The organism is Hymenobacter sp. B1770 (assembly GCF_049896385.1).
Lineage (GTDB): Bacteria > Bacteroidota > Bacteroidia > Cytophagales > Hymenobacteraceae > Hymenobacter.
On the sequence record NZ_JAFCUF010000011.1, the window covers coordinates 78,303 to 101,968 of the forward strand.

General features: G+C 59.9%; 17 protein-coding genes and 1 pseudogene. 12 read left to right on the top strand and 6 right to left on the bottom strand.

The features are described 5' to 3' along the window. The first annotated feature begins 12 nt into the window (after window positions 1–12). The 3 genes from ACP7AJ_RS18720 to ACP7AJ_RS18730 all read left to right on the top strand — a co-directional run bounded on the left by ACP7AJ_RS18720 (window position 13) and on the right by ACP7AJ_RS18730 (window position 5,742). Complete coding sequence (locus ACP7AJ_RS18720; protein WP_426061722.1) at window positions 13–1,197, top strand: PAS domain-containing protein; 1,185 nt, start codon at window positions 13–15, stop codon at window positions 1,195–1,197. Window positions 1,198–1,715: 518 nt separating this feature from the next. Further along, window positions 1,716–4,472, top strand: coding sequence for a PAS domain-containing sensor histidine kinase (locus tag ACP7AJ_RS18725; RefSeq protein WP_426061723.1), 2,757 nt, complete (start codon window positions 1,716–1,718; stop codon window positions 4,470–4,472). 139 nt (window positions 4,473–4,611) lie between these two features. After that, window positions 4,612–5,742, top strand: a complete 1,131-nt coding sequence (locus ACP7AJ_RS18730; protein ID WP_426061724.1) for a cytochrome-c peroxidase — start codon at window positions 4,612–4,614, stop codon at window positions 5,740–5,742. Between the two features lie 25 nt (window positions 5,743–5,767). Here ACP7AJ_RS18730 and ACP7AJ_RS18735 read toward each other — a convergent pair whose 3' ends face one another. Continuing rightward, window positions 5,768–5,851, bottom strand: a complete 84-nt coding sequence (locus ACP7AJ_RS18735; protein WP_426061766.1) for a hypothetical protein — start codon at window positions 5,849–5,851, stop codon at window positions 5,768–5,770. Window positions 5,852–5,905: 54 nt separating this feature from the next. Between ACP7AJ_RS18735 and ACP7AJ_RS18740 the strand changes: the two genes are divergently transcribed. Continuing rightward, window positions 5,906–6,121: a heavy-metal-associated domain-containing protein gene (locus tag ACP7AJ_RS18740; protein ID WP_426061725.1), complete on the top strand. Its 216-nt coding sequence runs from the start codon at window positions 5,906–5,908 to the stop codon at window positions 6,119–6,121. Between the two features lie 111 nt (window positions 6,122–6,232). On the opposite strand, the gene ACP7AJ_RS18745 is transcribed toward ACP7AJ_RS18740, so the two are convergent. The 3 genes from ACP7AJ_RS18745 to ACP7AJ_RS18755 all read right to left on the bottom strand — a co-directional run bounded on the left by ACP7AJ_RS18745 (window position 6,233) and on the right by ACP7AJ_RS18755 (window position 12,682). Further along, on the bottom strand, window positions 6,233–7,345 hold the full coding sequence (locus ACP7AJ_RS18745) for a T9SS type A sorting domain-containing protein (protein WP_426061726.1): 1,113 nt from the start codon (window positions 7,343–7,345) through the stop codon (window positions 6,233–6,235). Window positions 7,346–7,553: 208 nt separating this feature from the next. After that, the gene (locus ACP7AJ_RS18750) at window positions 7,554–9,968 is read right to left on the bottom strand and encodes a glycoside hydrolase family 2 protein (RefSeq protein ID WP_426061727.1); all 2,415 of its coding nucleotides are present in this window, start codon (window positions 9,966–9,968) and stop codon (window positions 7,554–7,556) included. A gap of 179 nt (window positions 9,969–10,147) precedes the next feature. Beyond that, window positions 10,148–12,682, bottom strand: coding sequence for a cellulase family glycosylhydrolase (locus ACP7AJ_RS18755; RefSeq protein WP_426061728.1), 2,535 nt, complete (start codon window positions 12,680–12,682; stop codon window positions 10,148–10,150). Window positions 12,683–13,130: 448 nt separating this feature from the next. On the opposite strand from ACP7AJ_RS18755, the gene galK reads away from it, so the two are divergent. The 3 genes from galK to ACP7AJ_RS18770 all read left to right on the top strand — a co-directional run bounded on the left by galK (window position 13,131) and on the right by ACP7AJ_RS18770 (window position 16,772). After that, window positions 13,131–14,309: a galactokinase gene (gene galK, locus ACP7AJ_RS18760; protein WP_426061729.1), complete on the top strand. Its 1,179-nt coding sequence runs from the start codon at window positions 13,131–13,133 to the stop codon at window positions 14,307–14,309. A gap of 155 nt (window positions 14,310–14,464) precedes the next feature. Continuing rightward, complete coding sequence (locus ACP7AJ_RS18765) at window positions 14,465–15,517, top strand: UDP-glucose--hexose-1-phosphate uridylyltransferase (RefSeq protein WP_426061730.1); 1,053 nt, start codon at window positions 14,465–14,467, stop codon at window positions 15,515–15,517. 226 nt (window positions 15,518–15,743) lie between these two features. Further along, entirely contained in the window at window positions 15,744–16,772 is a 1,029-nt protein-coding gene (locus tag ACP7AJ_RS18770) for a LacI family DNA-binding transcriptional regulator (RefSeq protein WP_426061731.1), read from the top strand. A gap of 17 nt (window positions 16,773–16,789) precedes the next feature. Here ACP7AJ_RS18770 and ACP7AJ_RS18775 read toward each other — a convergent pair whose 3' ends face one another. After that, the gene (locus tag ACP7AJ_RS18775; protein WP_426061732.1) at window positions 16,790–17,194 is read right to left on the bottom strand and encodes a MerC domain-containing protein; all 405 of its coding nucleotides are present in this window, start codon (window positions 17,192–17,194) and stop codon (window positions 16,790–16,792) included. A gap of 615 nt (window positions 17,195–17,809) precedes the next feature. Here ACP7AJ_RS18775 and ACP7AJ_RS18780 point away from each other — a divergent pair. Beyond that, window positions 17,810–18,055, top strand: a complete 246-nt coding sequence (locus tag ACP7AJ_RS18780; RefSeq protein ID WP_426061733.1) for a hypothetical protein — start codon at window positions 17,810–17,812, stop codon at window positions 18,053–18,055. Between the two features lie 31 nt (window positions 18,056–18,086). Here ACP7AJ_RS18780 and ACP7AJ_RS18785 read toward each other — a convergent pair whose 3' ends face one another. Further along, entirely contained in the window at window positions 18,087–18,527 is a 441-nt protein-coding gene (locus tag ACP7AJ_RS18785) for a Fur family transcriptional regulator (RefSeq protein ID WP_426061734.1), read from the bottom strand. Window positions 18,528–19,605: 1,078 nt separating this feature from the next. On the opposite strand from ACP7AJ_RS18785, the pseudogene ACP7AJ_RS18790 reads away from it, so the two are divergent. The 4 genes and pseudogenes from ACP7AJ_RS18790 to ACP7AJ_RS18805 all read left to right on the top strand — a co-directional run. Continuing rightward, window positions 19,606–20,124, top strand: a pseudogene (locus tag ACP7AJ_RS18790) (carboxypeptidase-like regulatory domain-containing protein); the annotation flags it as partial. A 35-nt stretch (window positions 20,125–20,159) separates the two neighbouring features. Continuing rightward, complete coding sequence (locus tag ACP7AJ_RS18795; RefSeq protein ID WP_426061735.1) at window positions 20,160–20,471, top strand: DUF3526 domain-containing protein; 312 nt, start codon at window positions 20,160–20,162, stop codon at window positions 20,469–20,471. Between the two features lie 207 nt (window positions 20,472–20,678). Next, entirely contained in the window at window positions 20,679–21,401 is a 723-nt protein-coding gene (locus ACP7AJ_RS18800; RefSeq protein ID WP_426061736.1) for an exonuclease domain-containing protein, read from the top strand. A gap of 277 nt (window positions 21,402–21,678) precedes the next feature. Next, window positions 21,679–23,589: a DUF294 nucleotidyltransferase-like domain-containing protein gene (locus ACP7AJ_RS18805; protein ID WP_426061737.1), complete on the top strand. Its 1,911-nt coding sequence runs from the start codon at window positions 21,679–21,681 to the stop codon at window positions 23,587–23,589. Window positions 23,590–23,666 lie beyond the last annotated feature (77 nt).

A 23,666-nucleotide genomic window follows, 5' to 3' on the forward strand; every position in this document is an offset into this window, starting at 1 on the left:
ATCAGCGCGACGGTGCACAAGGCGGCCTCTACCCGGCAGGACGCCGTGGCCGAAAACGTGAAAGTGAAAACCGAGCTTGGGGTGCAGCTCATTCGGGTGACGGTGAAGTACCTCGAAGAGCCCGAGCAGCTGGCCGGCTTGCTGCTGATGGTGTTTGAGGACCAGCCCACGCCCCGCAAGGTGCGCCTGGGCAAAGCCAACGCGGGCACCGACCTCAGCCGCGATGCCGTGGTGGCGGCGCTCGAGAAAGAGCTGCAGTACACCAAGCACCGCCTCCAAAACACCATTGAGGAGATGGAAAGCAGCGTGGAGGAGCTGAAGAGCACCAACGAAGAGCTGCAAAGCGCCAACGAGGAGCTGCAAAGCACCAACGAGGAGGCCATGACCAATAAGGAGGAAATGCAGAGCCTCAACGAGGAGCTCATGACCCTGAACATGCAGTACCTCAGCAAGACCGAGGAGCTGAGCCTGGCGGCCAACGACATGAAAAACCTCCTGGACGCCACCGAAATTGCTACCATCTTCCTCGATAACGACATGGTGATAAAGCGGTTTACGCCGCCGGTGCAGCGCATTATCTCGCTGCTGCCCGGCGACGTGGGCCGGCCCATCACGCATTTTGCCAGCAACCTGCGGCGCGAGAATCTGGCCCACGACGTGAGGCAGGTACTCGACCGCCTGGTGAGCGTGGAAGCCAACATCCAGACCACCACCGGCGAGTGGTACGTCATGCGCATTTTGCCCTACCGCACGCTGGATAATTACATCAGCGGGGCTGTCATCACCTTCACCGACATCACCGACCTCAAAACCCTGGAAGCCCAGCTGCAGGAAAGCACCCGCATGGCCGAGGCCGTGGTGGAAACCGTGCGCGAGCCCCTGCTCGTGCTCGACCACCGGCTCACGGTGCTGGCCATAAGCCACTCCTTTGCCGAGCTGTTTGGGGTAGATGTAGCCGAGGCCAAGGGCCGGCCCTTGGCCGAGCTCAACGGCGGCACGTGGCGGCAGCCCGAGGTGCGCCTGCGCCTCGAAAAACTGCTGCAAGAACCCGGTACTGTTTTCGATGACTTCCGGTTTGAAGCCGAATTTCCGGGCACCGGCCCGCGGCAGCTGCAGGTGTACGGCCGCTCCATTGCCAGCGACTTGGCTTCGAAAAGCACGCTGCTGCTGGGGGTGCAGGATATAACGCCGCAGTAAAAGCCTGCAGCCGGCTGCAAGGGCGGCGGGAGCCGCTGTTGCGCGGCCACCGTGCCCCACCTGCTGACCAGCTAGAGCGGTTTCGGGTCGATGTGCGCCTGCCGGTTCGGCGCCGTGGGCATCGGACCGGTGCCTGTATCCTGATGGCGAAACTGCTCCGGTTCTGCATTAGGGTTTGGGCAGCGCGCAGCGGGGGAGCTGCTTTAGGTGTTGCGGCAATCCAAACGAATTTTTGCAGCCCGAGCGGAAAACATTTTTTATTGATAGATTTATAAATCGGTCTACAGCTTTAAGCCAAGCTACTGTTCTTAATTCACTGCCATTCAGCGTCAAAAATGCGTTGACTGTATTTGCCATACTGTTGAGGTTTAACCAGATAGTTCGCCGCCATCGAACTGCCTGCTACGCTTGAGATTAGGGAATTAACGTATACATTGTGAGGTAGCTTTGTTTCTGTCGGTTTCCTGTGGTGTCTGCTGCCATACTTTTACGGACAAGGTTCTTTCTCGCCATCAGCTATGAATAAAGACCATACTTCTAGCTTGAATCTGTTCGACGAAGGACAAAGGCCCCCGACGACGGATTTGCATGCCGCTTTGGCATCGTTGCGTTCGCGCGCCGAACGGCGGCAATACCTGGTGACCCAGGGGACGGAAAATAGGGAGCCCGAGGAGGTAAAGCGCATGCTGCAGGAACTGCAGGTGCACCAGATAGAGCTGGAAATGCAGTACGAAGAGCTGCTTCTGGCCCAAGCCGAGGTGCAGAATGCTCGGGCTCAGTACGTGGACCTGTACGATTTCGCCCCGGTAGGCTATTTTACGCTTACGGCCAGTGGCATCATTCAGCAGTTGAACCTATGCGCCAGCAAGCTGCTGGGCACCGTGCGCCAGCGGCTGGCGGGCCGGCGTTTTGCCTTGTTTGTGGCCCCTGGCAGCCGGCTGGAGTTCGGACAGTTTCTGACCCGCGTGCTTAGCTCCTCGCGCACCCTAAGCTGCGACATTATGCTGCAGCGGGAAGATGGAACGCTGTTCAATGCCTTGTTGGAAGGCTTGCGCGTGGAGAGCCCCGTAGAGGATGCGGCTACCAACTCCCATTGCCGGCTAGCCGTGATAGATACCACCGACCGCCACGAGGCCACCGCCGCGCTGGCCGCCAGCGAAGCCCGCTTCCACCGGCTTTTCAACGAAAGCCACGACGCCGTGGTGTTGCTGCAGGGGCAAACTTACATCGACTGCAACGTTGCGGCCCTCCGCCTGTTGGGGGCAAGCCACTGGGAAGAGATAGTGGGGCGAAATGCCTGGACTCACGCGCCGGAGGTTCAGCCCGACGGCCGGCGCACCGCCGAGCTATTTCGCCAGTCGGTGGAGGAGGCCATGCACAAGGGCTCCAAGCGCTGCGAATGCCTGATGCACAAGGTAACGGGTGAGAAAATTTGGATTGAGGCCGTGCTCACGCCCATTGAGGAGGAGAGGGGCAAGCCCCCGCTGGTGCACACTATCTGGCGCGATGTTACGGCCGAGCGCGCGGCCGAGGCGCAGGTGCGCGAAAGCGAAGCCCGGCTGAGTCTGGCCTTGGAAGCTTCCCAGACCGGCATTTTCACCTGGGACATTACCAACAACCAGGTGGTGTGGGATGAGCGCGCCCAGGCCACCTTCGGCTTGGTTCACAGCCCCCAGCCCGTGCCGGTGGAGGTATTGCGCGAACGGTTTCATCCCGCTGATGCTGCCCGCGTGTGGGAAGCTACCGAGGTAGCCATCGCCACGAAGTCGCCGCTGGCCCTCGACTACCGGGTAGTGTGGCCCGATGGCTCGGTGCACTACGTGTCGACGGCGGGCCGGGCCATTGCCAACGAGAGAGGAAGGCTGATGGGCTTTGCCGGCGTTATGCGCGACGTCACGGCCATCTACGCTGCTGAAGAAGAGCTGCACTACAAAAGCCTGGTGATGGCCGGAGTGCTCGATAACCTGCCCGTGGTGCTGGTCCGAATCCAGCCGGACGGAACCATTATTGAGCGCACTGGCGCCGGGCTCGCAAACCTGGGGCTGTCGAACGAAGCCATGCTGGACCGCAACGTGCTAGACCTTTTTCCCCGCTATCGGGAGCAAACCAAGGTAATTCTGGAAGGCGGACGCAACGACTTTCTGGCCACCGTAGAGGGCGACGAGCAGGACTTGCACGTGCACGTCTACGGCTTCTTTGACCAGCAGCAGCAGCAGGCCCTACTGCTGGTATTTGACGTGACGGAGATAGAGGAAAAGAAACAGCAGCTGCTAGCCGAAAAGGAGTTCACCGAGAGCCTGTTGCAGAACAGCGTAGATGGCATTGTGGCCATTGACCGCACTGACATTATTACGGCCTGGAACCACCAGGCCACTCGCTATTTTGGCCAGGAGGCCAGCGACGTATTGGGCCAGCCCCTGTTTGATGTGCTGCCCCGGCTCGATTGCGACGAAGCCAAGGAGATAGTGAGCCGGGTGCTGGCCGGCGAACAGGTGCTGCTGGCTGGCCAGCAATTTGAGCACCGGGCCGGGCACTACGATGCCTACCACGTGCCCCTGCGCCAGCAGGGCGAAATCACGGGCATTCTCATCATGTTTCGCGACGTGACCGAGCGCGACCGGCTGGCCGAAGAAGCGACCCGGCTGCGCCTGCGGCAGCAGCAGGACGTGCTGTCGGCCATTCTCACCACCCAGGAAACCGAGCGCAAGCGCATTGCCGAAGCCCTGCACAACGGCCTGGGCCAGCTGCTCTACGCCGCCAAGCTCAGCCTGGAAGGGCGGGCGGGCACGCCCTCCTCGCCGCAGACCTCGCTCAGGCTGCTGCACGAGGCCATTCAAACCACCCGCACCATTTCCTTCGAGCTCACCCCGGGCATCCTGGAGGATTTTGGCCTGCGCACGGCCCTGGAAGAGCTCAGCAAGCGCATCACGCCCACCGGCCTGCCCGTGCAGCTGCACCTCGTGAACATGGAGGAACGGCTGCGCCCGCCGGTTGAAATCGCCGTGTACCGCATTGTGCAGGAGTTGCTCAACAACATTATGAAGCACGCCCGGGCCACCGAAGTAGTGGTGCACGTGGCCCGCGAAAAGAAGCGCATCGAAGTGAGCGTGGAGGACAACGGCTGTGGCTTCGAGCCCAACGCCCTCACTACCTTGCCGCTGGCCGGCATGGGCTTGTCGGGGGTGCGCAACCGCGTGGCCCTGCTTGGTGGGGAGCTCTCCATTGATTCCCGCCTGGGCCGGGGTACCATCGTCAGCTTCTCGCTCAATGAATAGCAAAAGGCCCGCCGCCTTGAAAAAGGAACCGTAGACTTCGGCATATAGCTTCCGGAAATAGTAACTTTCGCAGGTTGCTGATTTTCTGGTCTTCGGGAGGGGCGCCGCGTGGTCTCAGGCAGCCCTTTATTATCATCGTATGTTTTTAACCAACCCCGGGATGCGAACAGTGCTGGCAGGAGCGGGGCTGCTGCTGGGCCTGGCTGGCTGTGAGCGCGGCACGGGCGCCGTGGAGCCGGCAGACCCCACGGGGCCAACGACCGCTCCCACTGCCTACAACCTGGAAGTTCCCAGTAATTTCCCAACGGTACCGGCCCAGCCGGCCAACAACCCCCTCACGGTGGAGGGCGTAGCGCTGGGCCGCCGGCTGTTCTACGAGACGGCCTTGTCGGTGAACAGTGCCGTTTCCTGCGCGACGTGCCACCGCCAGGAGCTGGCTTTTACCGATGGACTTGCCCGCTCGCGCGGCGTGAACAACGCCCAAACCACGCGCAGCTCCATGTCGCTGGCCAACTTGCTGTGGGAGCCCAAGCTGACCTGGGACGGCGAAGCCAACACCCTGGAGACCCAGGCCCGCATTCCCATCGAGAAGCTGGAGGAAATGCACCAGGCGCTGCAAGTGGGCGTGGCGCGCCTGCAGCAACTGCCGGTTTACCCGCCGCTGTACCGCCAGGCCTTTGGCAGCAGCACCATCACCGAAGAAAATACCCTCAAGGCGCTGGCTCAGTTCCAGCGCACCCTGATTTCGGGCAACTCGCGCTACGACCGGTTTCGGCGCGGCGACCGCACGGCGCTCTCCACCTATGAGCAGCAGGGGCTGGTGCTGTTCAGCACCCACCCCGACGGCCGGATGCGCGGCGGCAACTGCGGCGACTGTCACAGCGGCGACCTGCAAACCAACCACACCTTCAGCAACAACGGCCTCGATGCCAACCCGCCCGACCGCGGCCTGGGCCTGCAAACCGGCCTGTCCACCGACGATGGCAAGTTCCGGGTGCCGTCATTGCGCAACATTGCCCTGACGGCACCCTACATGCACGACGGCCGCTTTGCCACCTTGGAGCAGGTGGTGGACCACTACAATGAGCACGTGGCCCTCAATAGCCCCACCATCGACCCGCTGATGCTGAACACCACCAACGACCCGCGCCAGCTGAGCCGCACCCTGGGGCTGACGGTAGATGAGAAGGCGAAAATTGTGGCCTTCATGCACACGCTCACGGACTCCACGTTTACTCGGGACCCGCGCTTTTCGCGGCCTCAGCCCTAGGCACCGGGCGCGCCCAAGGGCAGAATTATGCAGGTTTCGCGCAGCAATTATGTGCCAAAATGCCGTATGCCAGCAGGTAATTTTGTGTCGTTGCTCGAGGGCCTGCCACTGCGAAGGCCTACGGGCTCCGCTCATTTTTTCAGCTAACTCTTACCTTTTTGCCATGTCAACTCTTCGCTTCAAAACCACCATCAACTGCGGCAACTGCATCCGGGCCGTGACGCCCATGCTGAACCAGGAAGTGGGCGCCAACAATTGGCAGGTAGACACCGCCAGCCCCGACAAGGTGCTGACCGTAACTTCAGACCAAGCATCTGCCAGCCAGGTCATACAGGCTGTGGAAGCCGCCGGATTCGAGATTCAGCCGCTGGCTCAGTAAGTCAGGCCTGAGCGGAGGCGAGTAGTCGCTTTCTTTAGCGGTGCATAAAACAAGAAAGGCGGCCCTAAGCAGAGCCGCCTTTCTTGTTTGCGTTTAGCGGTGCGGGGCAATTTATTCCATCACCACCATTTTGCTCGTTACCTGGTCGCCGATTTGCAGCTTCACGAGGTAGGCGCCGGCAGGGAGGCTGCCGAGGGCAAACTCCTGGTTGCCGGCCTGCTGCGCGCTGGCCAGTGAGCGCACCCGCTGACCCATAGTGTTGTACACAGCCAGCGACACGGGCTGCTGCCCAGCGGGTACTTTGTAGACCACCTTGGACGTAGCCCGGGCCGGGTTGGGATACACCTGAAAGTCGAAACCGGCGGACACGGAAGCCCGATTAGCCAGCAGCACGCCTGTGCCCAGCACAAACGACACATGCTGATTGCCGGGGATGGTGGTGAAGTCGGGGTCGGCTCCGTAGGCGGTGGTGCGTCCGGGAATGCCCGGAATGATGTCGCTCAGGAAGACGCCATCGCCTTCGATAAACGCGGCAAACAGGTCGATGCGGCTGCCCGTGGCAATGGGCGTGGCCGTGGTGCCAAGCACGGAAAGCGGAATCTCAATCTCGAAGCCGCGGTTGTCGGTATTGGCCGTGATGCTTGGGCTATTGCGGTAGGCCATCTTGGTGCCCGCTAGGTCCGTAACCGTGGCTGGGGCGGTGATGGCCGTTCCGAGTTTGTCAGAGGGGCCGAAATAAGTGTCGTTGGCAACTGAGGCCGTGCCGGGGCCGGTCGCGAACGACACCCGGCTGAAAAAAACATCGTTGGCGCCGGGGCCTACCAATACCCGAAAGCCGTAATCGGTTTCCATATCAAGAATGGGCTTGTGCCGGAGGGGCGAGTTAACATCGCTACCTCCCAGGGCCATGCCGGCCGGCCGGCCACCTCGCGCGGGGGTGTTGATATACAGCACAATACTACGGAAAGCGTTGGCAGTGGCCGACTCGCCCGATGCCACTACCATGAGATTCAGAGTGGTGGCGGTGTAACCCACGTACAGGGCCTGTAAGCCGCGGTCGGCGTCGAGATGATTGCCGGAGTAGGTGCCTGCCAGTTGGTATTTGCCCTGGCCCATACCGATTTCGGCGGCGGTAGCCTGCCCATCAACCGTAAACTGAGCATTGGCCGTGAGTGATGCTGCCGTGAAAAGTCCCATGGCGGCGAGAGTAAGGAATAGCTTCATAGGTGATAAGTGAAAATGAAGTTGAATATATAAATCAAAGACAAGAAACAGCGGTGGTTTCTTTACTTGTATCAATCTGCGCAGATGGTTTACGCTATCTAGGCACCAAGCTGATATTGGCATTCCTTGCAAACGGAGCCGGGCTAAAACGCGGTTTGTGGAAGCAACTAGGCAGAGAATTGCCTCCTTGTGATTAAGTGCTATAGGCTCATTTGGTCTCAATCTTTAAAGTGGCATCAGCCAAGCCCTCGCCCGTTGCAGTCAGCTGCAGGGTTCCTTTTTCGAGCCCAGTCTTTACCAGTACCGTGGCAATGCCGGCCTCGGCCCGCACGGGGTTGTCGCCGATAAGCTCGCCTTCGCCTTTAAGGGCAAAGCGAATGCTGTTGGTAGCCTCGGGCAGCACGGTGCCATTGGCATCGACCACGTCGGCGTACACAAATAGCACGTCCTGGCGGCCGGCGTCGCGGCCACTGCGGTCGTAGCGCAGCTGCAGGTGGTGGGCCGTGCCGGGCGTGCGCCGCTCGGTGCTGGCTGCCGACTTGCCGTTGCGGTAGGCCACGGCCTTAAGGGTGCCGGGCACGAAGGCCGGTACCGTAAATGTGAACGGCGCGTGGGCCAGCTGGTCGGCGAATTTGCTGGCGTCGGGCCGCTGGCGGGCCACGGGCTTGCCGTTGAGCAGCAGCTCCACTTCGTCGCAGTTGCTGTACACCACTACCTGCTTGGAGGAGGTAGGCTGCCAGAAGTTGGCGATGTAGACCATGGGCTTGCCGAAGCCGTTGCGGCCTTCCGTCGGGCCGTTCTGGCTCTGGTAGAAGTAGTAGGCGAACTTGGGCAGCCGGAAAATGTCGGATACTCCTGATGACTCAATGTCGGGCGCGTAGCCGCGCTTGTAGTCAAACATCAGCCAGTTGGCGTCGCCCACGGCCGGGCCGCGGAAGTTGTCGTTGTGGGCTTCTTGGAAGTTGAGGGCCTGCTGGGTTAGTGCCCGCTCGCCCTGCCCGCGCAGCTGGCGCGAGGTGCGCTCCGATTCCTTCAGACCCGAGAAGGCCGTTTGGTTGAAGCCGGCGTTGTGGGCGTAATACTCCCAGTCGCCATACTCACAGAGAAACAGGGGCTTGTCCTTGGCGTACTTGTTGAAATAATCGGGCGCTTTGAGGTGCTGGCGGGCCGGAATGAAGACGTCGTAGGCATAGTCGAGCCAGCCGCAGCTGTACACGCCTTCGGCAAAGGGCAGCTCCTCGTGCACAGCCTTGTGGGCGGCTTCCATGAAGGGCTTGGACATGTCCGACTCGTTGAGGGCCGCCTCCCACAGCACAATGCTGGGGTGGTTGCGGTCGCGCCGCACCATGTCGCGGATGTCCTGCAGGCTGTTTTTCTGAAACTCGGCATTGCCAAAAAACTGCCAGCCCGGCGCCGAGTCCATCACCAGCAGGCCCAGCTCATCGCAGGCCTGCAGGAAGGCCTCGGAAGGCGGGTAGTGCGAGCAGCGCACGAAGTTGAAGCCTGCGTCCTTGATTTTCCAGGCGTCGCGGTACTGGGCATTATCCGAAATGGCGTAGCCGAGGTAGGGGTATTCCTGGTGGCGGTTGGTGCCGCGCAGGCGCAGGGGCTGGCCGTTGAGGGTGAATGTTTTGGCGGCAAAGCGAATGCTGCGCACGCCGGTCGTGGTTTCCTGGCGGTCGATGACTTTGCCATCGCGCAGCACTTCCACCACGGCGCGGTACAAGTAGGGCTGGTCGGGCGACCACAGCTGGGGTTGCACAATGCTGAGCTGCTGCTTTATCTGGGAATGTGTGCCCGGGGCAATGCTGGCAGCCTCGCTGGTGGCGCGGGCCACTTCCTGGCCTTTTTCATTGAGCAGCACGATGCGCACCTGGGCGGCCTGGGCCTGCGGGGCGTCGTTTTGCACGTCGGTTTGCAGGTGCAGGGTAGCGCTTTGGGGGCTCACGTTTTCGTAGTGCAGCAGCAGGCCGCCACCCGCTACGCGGTTGGCCTGCATGGCGTTGGCAATGTGCAGCGGGTCGGAGAAGATGAGGCGAGCGGGCCGGTAAAGGCCCCCGTAGAAGTTAAAATCCAGGCCTTTCAGGGGCTTGCCGGGCGGTACCACGGGGCTGTCTTGGTTGTTGAGGCGCACCAGAAGGCAATTTTCCTCGCCGTACTTCGTCTGGCGCGATATGTCGACAGTGAAGGGCAAGTAGCCGCCCACGTGCCGCTGCAGCTTCTGGCCGTTCAGGTACACGTCGGCGGTGTGCATGGCCGCGCCAAACTCTATGGCCACGCGGGGCCCCGGGCCGGCCGCCGGCACCCGAAAAAACTTCCGGTAGAAGCTGATGCCCTGCCACTGCTGCTTGTCGGTGACCACCGGCTCGATGCGCGGCGTGTGCGGCAACGAAACCGGCGTCCACTGCGCGGTGCTGCCGGTTTTGGTGAAAAGCGAAGCAGTGATGGTGGTGTCCACATCCTTCACAAACTGCCAGTCCTGGTTGAAGGAGGTCACGGCGGGCGGGGCCTGGGTGCTTCCTGCCGAGGTAGCCGAACCAGTGCATTGGCTTAAAGCAGCTATGAGCAGGAGGCCGCAGCCAGGGCGGAGAGCGTTATTGAAGAGCAGAAAGGGGAAGGGCATAAGGTATTAAAAGCTGTGTTTTCTAAGTAGAAACTTAGCTTACTAAGAGCGTTTGTTTCTTTCATGTCATGCTGACGAAGGAAGCATCCTATCAGGCAAGAACAGCTCCTGCTGTAGTGATAAGATGCTTCCTTCGTCAGCATGACAGACAGGGATTGTGCAAGCACCGCGTTTTGTTCTTATTGCAAGGAAATAAACTCAATGTCCACACTCAGCGGGTTTCGCGTAACGGCAGCCGCATCCCACACCACTTGCAGGACCTCAACTTCCGCAAGCTTGAGCGCAGCTTTGCTGCCCGACTGGTATTGCAAGGGCAGAAAGCCCGGGTAAGGCCGGGGCGCCAACAGCAGCGCATCAGGCTGGAAGGCGCTGAGGGGAATGCGGATATCCTGAACCTCGGCGCTGAGCGGCAGCGGAGCGGAGTAGGCTACGGCATCTTTGGTCATCAAAGTCATCTTCACCTGGGCGCCGGGCTGGCTGCTGCGGGCCCGCACCACCACTTCCTTAAATGTGCCCATATCGATTTGGCGGCTGGCTAGCTTGTCGCCAAAATAGGCCCGGAGGTTGGCGGCCGGGCCAGTGGCAGCGGGCTGACCTTTGCGGGGTGGGCCCTGCACCAGGCGCAGCGCCAGGGGGCCATTGGGCAGGGTCACGTAGTCCGTCCAAGCGTTAGAGGCTAGGCCGCGGGCTTCGATGCGCTCCTGGTCGAGGTGGGCTTGGAACAGGGGCAGGGGCGTGCCGGTCGCCACGATGGGTACGGCAAAATGCTCAGTGTGGGCGTAGTCCCAGTCGCGGGGCTTGCCCCTGAAGCCGCCGGGGAAGGTGAGCGACTTGTTGCCGTTGCGCAGCACCACCCAGTAGCGGAGCTGGCCGGCGTAGAGCAAGTCGGCGGGCACGGTGGCTTCTACGGTGGCGTAGGTTGCGGTCGACATCGGCAGTGTGCGGGTACGGCCGTAGTAGTGCTGTGCCACTAGAAACACGCTGTCGCCGGAAGCCAAGCCGGTGAGGGTGGCCGCAATGCGCAGCGGCTGGCCGGCCACTGCCTGAGCCGGCGGCGTATGCAGGACCTGCGGGCCTAGCTCGGTAGCCTGCGGGGCCACGAACTCGCCCAGCTTGATGTGGCGAAAAGTCGATTGCTCGGTGAACGCCGAAGTCGGTTTGCCCGCGGCGGAAAGCAGGTACACGCCGGGCTGCACGGTGGTGCGGCCGTTGGTGGCCTGGGCCTGCACGGTATTGTTCACGTTCAAGCCTTTGATGGAGAAGTTACTGCCCAGCTCCTGCAGCGACACTTGCAACGGCTGCTCATTCCATAGAATCTGCGTGACATGCTTGCTCAGCGAAGCCTTCTCAAACGGGTCACGGATGGGCACGGCGTCGGGCATTATCTCCAGGCGCCACACGCCGGGCGCCAGCTTATCGAGGAAGTAGGCGCCCGTGCCGCCGTAGCGCACCACCGGCGACGAGCCCACGCCCGCCAGGTGCTGCAGCTTGGCTGGCTGCTTTGGGGCCGTGGTGGTCGAGTTGGTATAATAGAACTCCTCCGGCGAGTTCATCTCGCTTAGCTGCTGCCGGTAGCTCACCCGGAAGCTATTGAAGACGGAGTCGGCAGGGTAGCGGCCGAACGACTGCCCGCGCTTTACGTTGCGGAAAACCTTGCCGGCAATGAGCAGGCTGATGGCCTTGGCCGGCGTATAGGCCAGGTTCAAGTAATGGGTCTGGTACTCGGTGTTGGCGTAGGCCATGGCCAGGGGGTCGTAGGCAAACTGCGTGGCCCACTGGAAACCCGCCTCGCGGAAGCTGCGCGCCATAAACGGGTACATCACCGGCTGAATAATGTCGGCCGACTCGAACTCGTATATCATTTTGGCCCGCGACGTAAAGCGCGGGTCCTGGCGGTAGGGGATGGGGTATTGGTCGACGTAGGGCAGGAAGTTGCCGAGCAGCGCGTGCCCGCTCACCAACCCCTGTGGGTACCATTGATAGGTAAGGCCGTCGACCTTGGCGTTGAGCACGGCCTCGTACACATCAGGGTTTTCCGACACGTTGTAGAACACCGGCTTACGGCAGCCCGTGGCCCGAATGGCTTGGGTCATGCGGTCGGCAAAGCTGGTGATTTGAGCCTCGGGCTTGTTGTACTTCGGCTCGTTGCACACCTCGAAGGCAATGATGTCCGGGTCTTCGCGGTTGAGCTGCTTGGTGTAGGGGTTGCGGTGGTTGAGGAACTGCGTGAGGTAGCGCTCCTGAGCCGCAATGGCGCGTGGGTTAGTGTAAGCCTGAGTTTTAGAATAGATGCTCGAAAAGCCGGTGCCGGTGTCTTCTTCCGGGTAGCCGTTGTTCCAGTAGGCAATGGGGGTGAGGATGATTTTGATGCCGCGCTGCTTGAGCTGGTTCACCAGGAAATCCAGCAGCTTCAGGTGCTCGTTTTCCTGGAGGTTACCCACTGTGTCGGTTATTTCGACGTCCCACACGTGCACCCGGAACGCATCGACACCCAGGCGTGAGAGGTGGTACACATCCTGCGCAATGGCCTGCTCGTGCGGCACGCCCAAGCGCTGGTGGGCGCGGTAGGCGTGCGCAAACGGCGTGGTGTAATTCACCCCAAACAGGGCAACTTCCTGCTTGCCTTTCTGCCAACGCATCACGCCTTTTTTATCGACGAAAACATTGCCGCTCGGCTCCCGGGGCACCGACTGCGCAGCGGCTGGTAGCGACACAATCGAATGACATAAAAGAGCGAGCGGTAGCAAAAGCTTGGTACGGTGGAGCATGCAGAAGGAAAGAAGGGAGGGATGGCTTGGGCTGGAAAAGGAGTTGAGCGTGTACGGGGAGGGCAAACGTCAGCGGAACAGGGAAGCCAGTTTCGAGCAAGAAAACAATGTTTTTATAGTTGATAGGGCTGATTTATGGTAAAAAGCCGTGGTCAATTCGCATCCAATGGTGCTTTGCGGTGCTGCTATTGTGCTGGCTGTGCCGAGAAAGAAAATTCAATGGCCCGAAAGTACCGCTACCGCTTTAAATGGCAAACGTTTGCGCAGATTATGGAGTTGCGTGCTACTTTTCCGGTGCCGTCTGGGGCTGCCTGGCCTTTTGAATCCAAACTACGTAATCCTTTTTGGTCACTTCCACACCGCATTGTTCCTTTCTAAAACATCAATCCTGCCCATGTCCGCTTCCTTGATTCACGCCGTTCATTCCGATTTTCTGCAGCGTTTTGGGTACGAGCCCATGCTGGTGCGCGCCCCCGGCCGCGTCAACCTGATTGGTGAGCACACCGACTACAACGGCGGATTTGTGCTACCGGCCGCCGTGGATAAGGAAATGTTATTTGCGGTGGGCCTGAACGGTGGCACGGAAATCCGGCTGGTGGCGCACGACCTGAACGAGATGTTTGAGTTGGCCAGCCCCGCCGAAGTAACCCCGAGCGATACGCACTGGGCCAATTACCTGCTTGGAGTGGTAGCTCAGCTGCAGTTGCGTGAAGTTGATATCCAGGGTTTCGATTGCGTGTTTGGTGGCAACGTGCCACTTGGGGCCGGCATGTCGTCGTCGGCGGCGCTGGAGTGTGGCCTGGCCTTCGCGCTCAACCACATGCTGGGCGCGGGCCTCGACAAAATGGAGCTGGCTCATGTGGCCCAAAAGGCCGAGCACACCTACGCCGGCGTTATGTGCGGCATTATGGACCAGTTCGCCAGCCTGTTTGGCCGCGAGGGCCAGGTGGTGCGCCTCGACTGCCGCTCGCTCGAGTACGAATACTTTCCCTTCGACACCAAAGCCACCCGCATTGTGCTCTGCAACTCGGGCGTGAAGCACAGCCTGGCCAGCTCCGAATACAACACCCGCCGCAAGGAGTGCGAGCGTGGCGTGGCGGTGCTCCAGCAGCACTACCCCGCCGTGCAAAGCCTGCGCGATGCCACCCTGGAACAACTCGAAGCCCACCGCGCCGAGCTGGGCGACGTGGTATTTCGCCGCTGCTCGTATGTGGTGAAGGAAAATCTGCGCGTGGAGGCTGCCTGCCAGCACCTCGAAGCCGGCGACCTGCGCGCCTTCGGCCAGGAGATGTATCGTTCGCACGCTGGCCTGCGCGACGACTACGAAGTAAGCTGCGACGAGCTCGACGTACTGGTAGAAGCCGCCCGCGCCGTGCCCGGCGTGTTCGGCTCCCGCATGATGGGGGGAGGATTCGGCGGCTGCACCATCAACTTGGTAGCGCCCGAGCACGTGGAAGAATTCATCGCCACCGTGAGCGCGGCGTATAAAGAGAAATTCGGGCTGGTGCTCGAAACCTATCAGACCACCATTGTCAGTGGGGTAGGGGCCGTGCCCTCGTCACCCACTGCCTAAGTCTAAAATCGGTTTGAACGATGTAGAGACGCGACACTTCGCGTCTCGGCGTTCGCGCCGTTAGAATTACGCTTTGGTCATCTTCCTAATGCAAGTCGTTCAACGACGAGACGCGAAGTGTCGCGTCTCTACACCGTTCTAAAGCACCTCAAAATATGGCTTCCTTCGATTCCACCGAACATCCGCACCGCCGCTTCAATGTCCTTTCGGGCGAATGGGTACTCGTATCGCCGCACCGCTCCAAGCGCCCCTGGCAGGGCCAGCAGGAAGAAACCGAGCAGGACAACCGCCCCGCCTACGACCCTACCTGCTACCTCTGCCCCAGCAATAGCCGCGTGGGCGGCGAGCAGAACCCGAAGTACGAAGACACCTTCGTGTTCAACAACGACTTTGGGGCCCTGCAAGTCGACGTGCCCACCGGTGGCATCAACGAAGGCGGGCTGCTGCGGGCCGAAGCCGAGTCGGGCATCTGCCGCGTCATCTGTTTCTCGCCGCGCCACGACCTGACCCTGCCCCAAATGACGGTGCCGGCCATTCGGAAAGTGGTGGACTTGTGGGTGGAGGAGTTCCAAACCCTGGGCGCCCGCCCTGACATCAACTACGTGCAGATTTTTGAGAACAAAGGCCAAGCCATGGGCTGCTCGAACCCGCATCCCCACGGCCAGATTTGGGCACAACGCACCGTGCCCGGCGAGCCCGACGCCGAGGGCGTGCAGCAGCTGGCCTACTTCCAGGAGCACGGCCGCACGCTGCTGACGGACTACCTGGCCCTCGAACTGGAGAAGCAAGAGCGGGTGGTGCTCGAAAACGAGCATTTCGTGGTGCTAGTACCCTTCTGGGCCGTATGGCCCTTCGAGACGCTGGTTGTATCGCGCCGCCCGGTGCAGGACGTTACTCAACTCACCAGCGACGAGCGCGACGCCCTGGCCGATATCCTGCGCCGCCTCACCATTCGCTACGACAACCTGTTCAACATCTCCTTCCCGTACTCGGCTGGCCTGCACCAGCGCCCCACCGATGGTCAGGAACACCCCGAGTGGCACCTGCATATGCATTTCTACCCACCGCTGCTGCGCTCGGCCACGGTGCGCAAGTTTATGGTGGGCTACGAAATGCTCGGCGACCCGCAGCGCGACATCACCCCCGAGTTCAGCGCCGACCGCCTGCGCGGACTCTCGGAAGTGCACTACAAGGGGCCGGTGGAGTAGTTAGCTCTTTGTCGGGCGGGTTAGCTGAAATCACCTGTTATCCTGAGCGAAGCGAAGTATCCGCTCGAACTTAAACGATTCGTCTAAATGTGATAGGATGCTTGGCTCAGTATGACAAATGATTTCGTGAGAGAGACTTGGGTAAAGCATTGTGGAAAACCAGCGCTGCTATGGTTGGCATGACGTTCTTGCGATACATTTTAACTAACGCTACCTACTTTTCGCCTTGGCTGCCAAACGTGCTTCTATTTCGGACATTGCCAAGGAGTTGAATCTAGCGGTGTCCACAGTTTCGCGGGCGCTTAGTGGCCATTCGCGCATCAGCGAGGCCACCCGCAAGCGAGTCTGGAAGCTAGCTAAGCAACTCAACTACCAGCCCAACCACCTCGCGGCAGCCCTTCGCAAAGGCCGCAGCAACACGCTGGGCGTCATCGTGCCGCACATCGATGGCAACTTCTTCGCGCTGGTGATGAAGGGCATAGAGGATGTGGCCAACAAAGCCGGTTTCAACGTGATGCTGTGCCAATCGAACGAAGACTACGTGCACGAGCAGAAGAACATTGAAACCCTGATGAACGCGCAGGTAGACGGCATTCTGGTGTCGATGGCCCGAACCACCCGCGACTTCAAGCACTTTGAAAAGGTGCGCAAGCGCGACGTGCCCCTGGTGTTTTTCGACCGCATTCTGGACGGGGTCGACGTGAGTGCAGTGGTGCTGGACGACTACCAAGGCGGCTACCAATCGGTGAAGCACCTGCTGGACCAGGGCTGCCGACGCATTGCCCATTTTGGCGGCCCACAGCACATCAACGTGTATAAAAACCGCTATGCCGGCTACTGCCAGGCCCTGCACGACCACGGCATTTCCTTCGAGGAAGAGCTAGTAGTGTTCGGCGACATGGCCCTGGAAGACGGCATTCGGGGCATGAAGCACCTACTGGCCCTGCCCAAGCGGCCCGATGCCGTGTTCTCGGCCAGCGACTTTTCCGTGGTGGGGGCCATGCAGGTGCTCAAGCAGCACAAGCTGCGCATTCCCCACGACATTGCCCTGTCCGGCTTCAGCAACGAAACCTTCACGTCGTTCACTGAGCCCATGCTCACGTCCGTAGACCAGCATTGCGAGGAAATGGGCGGGGCCGCCGTGCGCCTGCTGCTGGAAATGGTGCAGGAGCGCAACAAGCAGCTGTCGCCGCGCAAAATTGTGCTGCAACCGCTGCTGCTGGACCGGGAGTCGTCGCGCTGGCGGCAGGGGTAGCGACAGGTAAACAGCTACTAGCTGCGCTGGCTGGAAATACAGCTCAATGAGGAGCGACAAGCGCAGTTTCGGCAATGCCGCTCGTTGAGCAAATGCACCACAATGAGGCCAGCAGAAGCCGCGTATTGCACCAGCTCCAGCAGCGGCCAGCGCACCGCCAGCAGGCTGCACGCCGCAAACATCACAAACAGTCCCCACAAAGCCAGCCGTAGGCTGGGAGTGGATTGGCGCCGGGTGGCCAGCGCTACCAGCAGCCCACTCAGCACCAGAAAGCCCAGTTCCCAATGTTCGGCCGTTGATTCGGGATTTCGCGTGCCCCACCACGCCAGCAAGAGGGGGCCAGCGGCGCAGTGCACCCCGCATAGGGCGGCGTTTAGAACCCCGCCGTAATCAGCAGCCCGACGAATGATAAGTGATTTCATGGCAAGTAGACTGGATGCGAAAACGCCCTCGGGATAGCTCAGCGACAGTTCTCTGTGTGGAGGAAAGACCAAGCCCGAGGCTAGCTTTTTCTCGAGCTAACCTCTCCTATAGGTGCTTAGACTTCTTAAAAAAGAGTGTTTGGGAGGGCAAAGGTAAAGCTCCTTGCGTCCATTTGCAACAGTGTTGCAAAGTGACGCAAGGAGCTTACTATATTAGTGCTACCCTGCAAAACCTGCCTCCCATTGCAGGGAGGTGGTACCGTTCCTATTGCCGACATTGTGTTAGCAATGTTTCTGCTTGGTTGCTGTCCTTAAAGCTGGACAAGCCAAGCAGTTGTTTTTATCCCTTGCCATGCTCTGGCCATGAAGTTTTCCTTCGGATTTAAAATTGCATTTTGCAACGGCATAACTGCCTTTATGCTGAGCGCCTGCGCTCATTCAGGCAAGGTGTAAGAGCTGGCGACGACTACCCATGAGCAGCTCGCGGCCGGGGCACTACGCCATGGAGGCGGTTCATCGCCACATGGCGTAGGCTGACTCGGCCATGCAGGCTGAGCACACCATAGCTCTTGTGGCCGCCAAAGCGCAGAACAAAGAACAAGCCCCGCCTTTCAGGTGCTGGAAACGCGGCATCGCGCCTTCATCGCGCTGTGCCAACGCGTGACGCGCTGCCACGAGCAGGTGCTGGCCCGACACCGGGAACTGGAAAAAAGTCACACGGCGGGCCAGGTTTCCACTGCCCAAATGCAGGCCGACCACGCCGCGATGCAAGCCGAAGACGAGCAGATGCAGCAGGAACATCAGCAACTGGTGGAGGCTCACCTAAAAATAGCGCGCGAGCACGCTGCTTTACTTAAGTAAGTGCAAGTCTGCTTAACTATTTAGCCTCAAGTTAATCGGGTTGCTGCGCAGGCTGGCACTCGCGACACACGCCACCGAGCAGGTAGTCGCGGGTGCTGACTTCGAAACGCGCAGGGAGCGTGACAGCGGGTACCGTGACTTGGTTAAGGCAGTAGATGTGCTGGCAGCTAGTGCACTTAAAGTGCACGTGGTTGTCGAAGTGCTCGTGGGTGCTGCACTCTATGGAGCAGGCCGCGTAGCGTACCACATCGCTGGTGTCGACTACGCGGTGAACCAATCCGTTTTCTTCAAACGATTTCAGCGTACGGTACAGGGTTATGCGGTCGGTGTCGGGGGGGAGTTGCTGCTCAATCTCACTGCCCGATAACGCATAGGCTGACTCGGCCACCACCTGCAGCACGGCGCGGCGCACGGTGGTAAGGCGAAGAGAATGGCGCTTTAGCACCTGCGCAATGCGGTCGGGACTTGACATGGAGTGGGAAAATGAAGACAGGCAGGGTGGGATAAAACGGTGTTGAAAGAAGGTCAGGACCTCGGGAACTGCTCACGGGACAACGAAGTTGCAAGTTCGCTACCTAATAGCTGTAGTTGGTGCTGTTCGACACATGAAACGCCTTTTAAAATAAATTTCTCTCAATAAATTATGTATCGTCTCCGGGTAGCCGAAGAGGTAGGTCTATTTTAAATCAAGAAAAATGACTTGCCGTGGGATAGAGAGGGGCATATAGTTGGGTAAATTGCGCTTAAGCGGTAACTTTCTAAGCGTCGGCAGGAAGAAAAAACACCCAAAATAATTATTACGCTTTGTTTTTGCATCAATGCTGCGAAGTATAAGCACTTGCCTACCTTTGCAGTTCCTCACAGGCTAAAAGAAGTGCACAGCCAACGGAGAATTGTGGCGTAGTGGCTATTGCTGCTGCTACTTCGGGTATTGACCCCGGAAGCTGCATTGTTGCGTTTGCACCCGCACCAGCACACCGAAACGGAGGAGTCAATCCCACCTGTCAGCCAGGGGATTCGCAAGGCCGTGCTTACGGTGCAACACCTGCATTGTCACTGGAGCAGGTGTACGACGTGCCGTTTCTACCTGCAGAGCTAGTGGAACTGGCTGGATTGGTGACGCAGCTGGCCTATGCCCGGTACTACCCGCAAGGGCCCGTCACCCGGGCGTCGCACCTCCTGGATGGGGCCTCGCTACGAGGGCCGCCAGCGCGGAGTTGATACCAGCTTTCTGGGTTGACTGCTGGCCCCGTGGGGCCGGGGCGCAAACGCGTTTTCGTGCAGCCCTCAAACGGCGTCTCTCTTTCCATGGAAAGTGGTAGTGCCCGTTATTTTTTATCCCGGGTTTTAGCCTGTGCCGCTTGCTAGCTGATTTGGTAAAATTGGCTGTGCCCTATCCCATTTCTTTTTCTTGACTAATAGCCAGAAGCCAATGCCGCTTCGCGGCTCAGCATGCTTTTTTATGCTTCGAATTTTATTTCTGCTGCTGTTTCTATTGCCAACTGCCAACGCCGGCTTCGGCGCAAGCACTGGGCCGCATCGACGGCCGCATTACCAACCCCGCCGGGCAGGGCCTGGAGGGCGTATCGGTGGTAGAAATCACCGGCCGCTTTTCGGCCCTGACCGGGACCGACGGCCGGTTCGCCCTCGACCAATTGCCCTTGACCGAATACACCCTCATCACCCGCAGCCTGGCCCACCGGGAGCAGCGCCGCACGGTAGCGCTGAGCGCCGAGGCACCCACCCAGACCGTCGACTTTGCGCTGCTGCCGAGCACCAACGCCCTGCAGGAAGTGGAGGTGCTGGGCCGCAAGGAAACCACCTACAAGAGCAACTACAGCTTTGTGGGTACCAAAACGGCCTCGGCGCTCATTGACGTGCCGCAGTCGATTTCGACCGTGACCAAGGAGCTGATGGAGGACCGGCAGGCCCTGCGCCTGACCGACGTGATGAAGAGTGTAGCCGGCGTGACGCAGTATTCACAGTACGACGACTTCACCATCCGGGGCTTCCGCAACGGCTACGAGAGCGGCTTCCGGCTACTTAATGGCCTGCGCTCAGGCTTTGGCTACGGCAACTCCTTGCCCTGGTCGAGCAGCTTAACGTGCTTTCGCCCGCCATCAACGCCCAAACTAGCCTCAACGCCTTGGCCGGCACTGACCTGCCCACGCACCTGCAGTTTCAGAGCAGTGCCCGAACCTACCACGATGCGCTGCGGGCTTACTATTATCCTTTTCTGTTTCGGCAGGTGTCGTTCACGCACGCCGACTATGCCCGCGAGCCTAGGCACTCGTTTACCAGCCAACCGGAGCTGCCCACGGCTTACCGCGGGTTGGGCAAGCTGCTGCTGACGGTGGCCGCGACGTTTACGCTGGGGCTGGTTCTGCTGCGTCGGCGGGCTATTAATCCTCGTTGAGAAGTGGGAGGGAGCTATTCAAAGTCCTGACCCCAGCGCTTGCCATTCGTTCTGATGGGCGCCTCATCACGCTGGCGCGTGTCGCTGACGCGCACGAGCGCCAAGCAGTCATTGAGTGTTGCTACTTTTCCGCCGAACCCAAACCCATTTGGCAGATTATTGCAGTTCTTCGTATTCTAAATCCCGTTAACCCCGGCTGCCTGCGCTGTGAGAGAGTACCTGCTGTTTGTCGATACCGAAACCTCGGGCATTCCGCGCGACTGGAGCAAGCCGTATTCCAGCCGCGACAACTGGCCGCACATTGCGCAGCTGGCATGGGTCGTTTACACGAAAGACGGGGAGGAGGTAAAGGCCGAAAACCACTATATCCAGCCCAACGACTACGACATGAGTGAGGCCTCTGGCAGCGTGCACGGCCTCACGGTAGACTTTTTGCGCCAAAATGGCAAGCCACGCCACGCCGTGATGCAGCGCCTGCAACGCGACCTGCTGCAGTACCACCCGCTGGTGGTGGCCCACTTCATGCAGCTCGACTACCACATGGTAGGCGTGGGGTTTTACCGGGCCGGCATGCAAAACCCCATGGAGCACCTGCCCACCTTCTGTACCATGCGCGCTACGGGCCAGTTGGTGCGCTACTCTAACCAGGGCTATCTGCGCTTGGGGGATTTATATCAACGACTTTTCAAAGAGCCACAGCCCGAGCAGCACGACGCACTGGCCGATGCCTATGCCACGGCCCGCTGCTTTTTCGAGTTGCAGCGGCAGGGGAGTATCACGCCCGAAACCGTTGCCCAGCAGGGGCCAGTGGGGCTATCGACTCTGGCGCCGTTAAAGTCTGACAAGCGACGGTTTAAGATGGGCGTACCCGGGTGGTTGCTGTTGGGCGGGCTGGCGCTGGTGCTGCTGGCTTTATTCTTGATTGGGTAATGAAGAGAAATGGTAAGCGGCCAGAAAATGAACGTCATGCAGAGCGGAGCGAAGCATCTTGCGCGGCGGAACCTCACCCCCGGCCCCTCTCCAAAAGAGAGAGGAGCCTGATGATTCTCGATAAAAGCATTTCCGGTGCCCCCTCTTTTTTGGAGAGGGGGCAGGGGGTGAGGTTCTGCCGGGCGCGTGCCAGCTCCGCATGACACCTGACTAACAGCCTTTACCAAGCAATCCTTTCCTTCGCACCTTCAATTATCCCAACCTCCACACTTCTATCATGAGTGACCGTCTCGACTTCTTACGCACCGTAAAACCCTTCGACCTGCTGCCCGAAGAGGTGCTGGCCGAAGTGGCGGAAGGCCTGGTTGAGGTGCGCCACCCCCGCGAGGCCATTATCTACTACCAGGACGTGTCGAAGATGCGCGGGCTTGACATCATTGTGGAGGGGGAGTACGAAACGTTCTTTTACGACAGCCAGCAAAACCGGCGCGTGATTGAGTACAGCCGGCCCGGCGACTGCTACGGCGGTATCTCGGTGCTGCTGAACAAGAAACGCTCGCTGCGCACGGTGCTGGCCAGGCGCGACACCCGCGTGTACTTCCTGCACCGCCGCGAATTTCGCTCCCTGTGCCAGGCCTACGAGGAGTTCTTCCAGTTCTTCACCACGCGCTATGGGCAGCGCATGCTGAACGAGGAATACGCCCACTTTGTGCGGCCCGCCAGCAGCGCCGGCGAAAACTACCTGGCCTCCGACCAGCTGTTTTCGCGCCGCATTGAAACCCTGGAATTGCGCGCCGTGGTGGCCTGCCCCGCCAGCACGCCTATTCACGAAGTAGCCCGGCGCATGGCCGCGGCCCGCACCAGTTGCTACTTCATCAACGACGACCACCACGGCCACATCACCGGCTACGTAACCGACATCACCCTACGCGACAAAGTGGTGGCCGGCCTGGCCGACGCCCACCAGCCCGTAGGCAGCATCATGGATGCGCCGGTGGTCAGCATCAGCACCAAGGCATTTGTGCACGAGGCCATTCTGCTGATGTTTCGCACCAAAACGCGCTACCTGCTGGTGGAGAAGGACGGCCTGTTTGTGGGCTTCCTCAGCCGCAACAAGCTGCTGACCGACGACCAGGCCCAGTCGCCTTTTATCTTCATTCAATCGGTGAAGCAGGCCCAGGCCGTGCCCGAACTCAAGCGCCGCTGGGAGCAAGTCCCGGAAATGGTGTACCAATTGCTGAACCGCGGCGTAAAGCCCGAAATCGTAAACCAGGTTATCACCACCGTGTCCGACACCATTGCCCTGAAGGTGATTGAGGACACCATTGGTGAACTAGGCCCGCCGCCGGCCAAGTTCGTGTACATGGTGCTGGGGAGCGAGGGCCGCAAGGAACAAACCTTGCTCACGGACCAGGACAACGCCATTATTTACGAAGACAAGGCTAACGAGCAGCGCGAGCTGGTGCGCGCCTATTTCCTGCGCTTCGCCGAAATCGTGTCGGACCGCCTCAACGACATCGGGTTTGCCTTCTGTGAGGGCGGGTTTATGGCCAAAAACCACAAATGGACTCACTCGCTCTCGCACTGGAAGCGCAACTACGTGGAGTGGCTCACCGACTCGAACCCCGAAACAGGAATGCAGTTCGCGGCCTCCTTCGACTGCCGCTACCTCTACGGCGACGCCACCATCATGGACGAGCTGCACGAATTCTTGGATGTGGAGCTGCAAAAGCCAGTGGACCGCTTTTTCTACTACATGGCCGTGAACGCCCTGCAGTACGAGCCTCCGCTTACGTTCTTCCGCAACATCCGCACCTTCGCCCACGGCACGCAGCAGGTGTTCAACCTTAAGAAAACCATGTCACCCATCGTGGACCTGGTCCGGATGTACGCCCTCAAGCACCGCATTTTCGCCACCAACACCGGCGAGCGCCTCGAAGCCCTGCGCGAGCAAGGCGTGTTCACGGAGCGCGAGGCCCAGGAGCTGCTGCAATCCTACTACTACCTGATGGGCGTGCGCCTGAAAAAGCAGGCCGTGCAGATTATCAGCGATAAGGTGACGCCCGATAATTACCTGGACCCGAAGACGCTGACGAAAGTGGAGCAGGTGACATTGAAGGAGATTTTCAAGGTCATTGCAGACTTTCAGTTGAAGATTAAGGTGGGGTTCACGAAGACACTGGGATAGAACCTCAAAGCGACTCACCTCACCCCCGGCCCCCTCCCCGCGGGAGAGGGGGCGGGGGTGAGGTGAGCCGCTAAGGT

Coding starts and splice junctions, on each gene's coding strand:
- ACP7AJ_RS18765 (WP_426061730.1), top strand. CDS start 14,465: ATGGCTTCCTTCGATTCCACCGAACATCCGCACCGCCGCTTCAATGTC.
- galK (WP_426061729.1), top strand. CDS start 13,131: ATGTCCGCTTCCTTGATTCACGCCGTTCATTCCGATTTTCTGCAGCGT.
- ACP7AJ_RS18750 (WP_426061727.1), bottom strand. CDS start 9,968: ATGCCCTTCCCCTTTCTGCTCTTCAATAACGCTCTCCGCCCTGGCTGC.
- ACP7AJ_RS18725 (WP_426061723.1), top strand. CDS start 1,716: ATGAATAAAGACCATACTTCTAGCTTGAATCTGTTCGACGAAGGACAA.
- ACP7AJ_RS18785 (WP_426061734.1), bottom strand. CDS start 18,527: ATGTCAAGTCCCGACCGCATTGCGCAGGTGCTAAAGCGCCATTCTCTT.
- ACP7AJ_RS18745 (WP_426061726.1), bottom strand. CDS start 7,345: ATGAAGCTATTCCTTACTCTCGCCGCCATGGGACTTTTCACGGCAGCA.
- ACP7AJ_RS18740 (WP_426061725.1), top strand. CDS start 5,906: ATGTCAACTCTTCGCTTCAAAACCACCATCAACTGCGGCAACTGCATC.
- ACP7AJ_RS18730 (WP_426061724.1), top strand. CDS start 4,612: ATGTTTTTAACCAACCCCGGGATGCGAACAGTGCTGGCAGGAGCGGGG.
- ACP7AJ_RS18775 (WP_426061732.1), bottom strand. CDS start 17,194: ATGAAATCACTTATCATTCGTCGGGCTGCTGATTACGGCGGGGTTCTA.
- ACP7AJ_RS18805 (WP_426061737.1), top strand. CDS start 21,679: ATGAGTGACCGTCTCGACTTCTTACGCACCGTAAAACCCTTCGACCTG.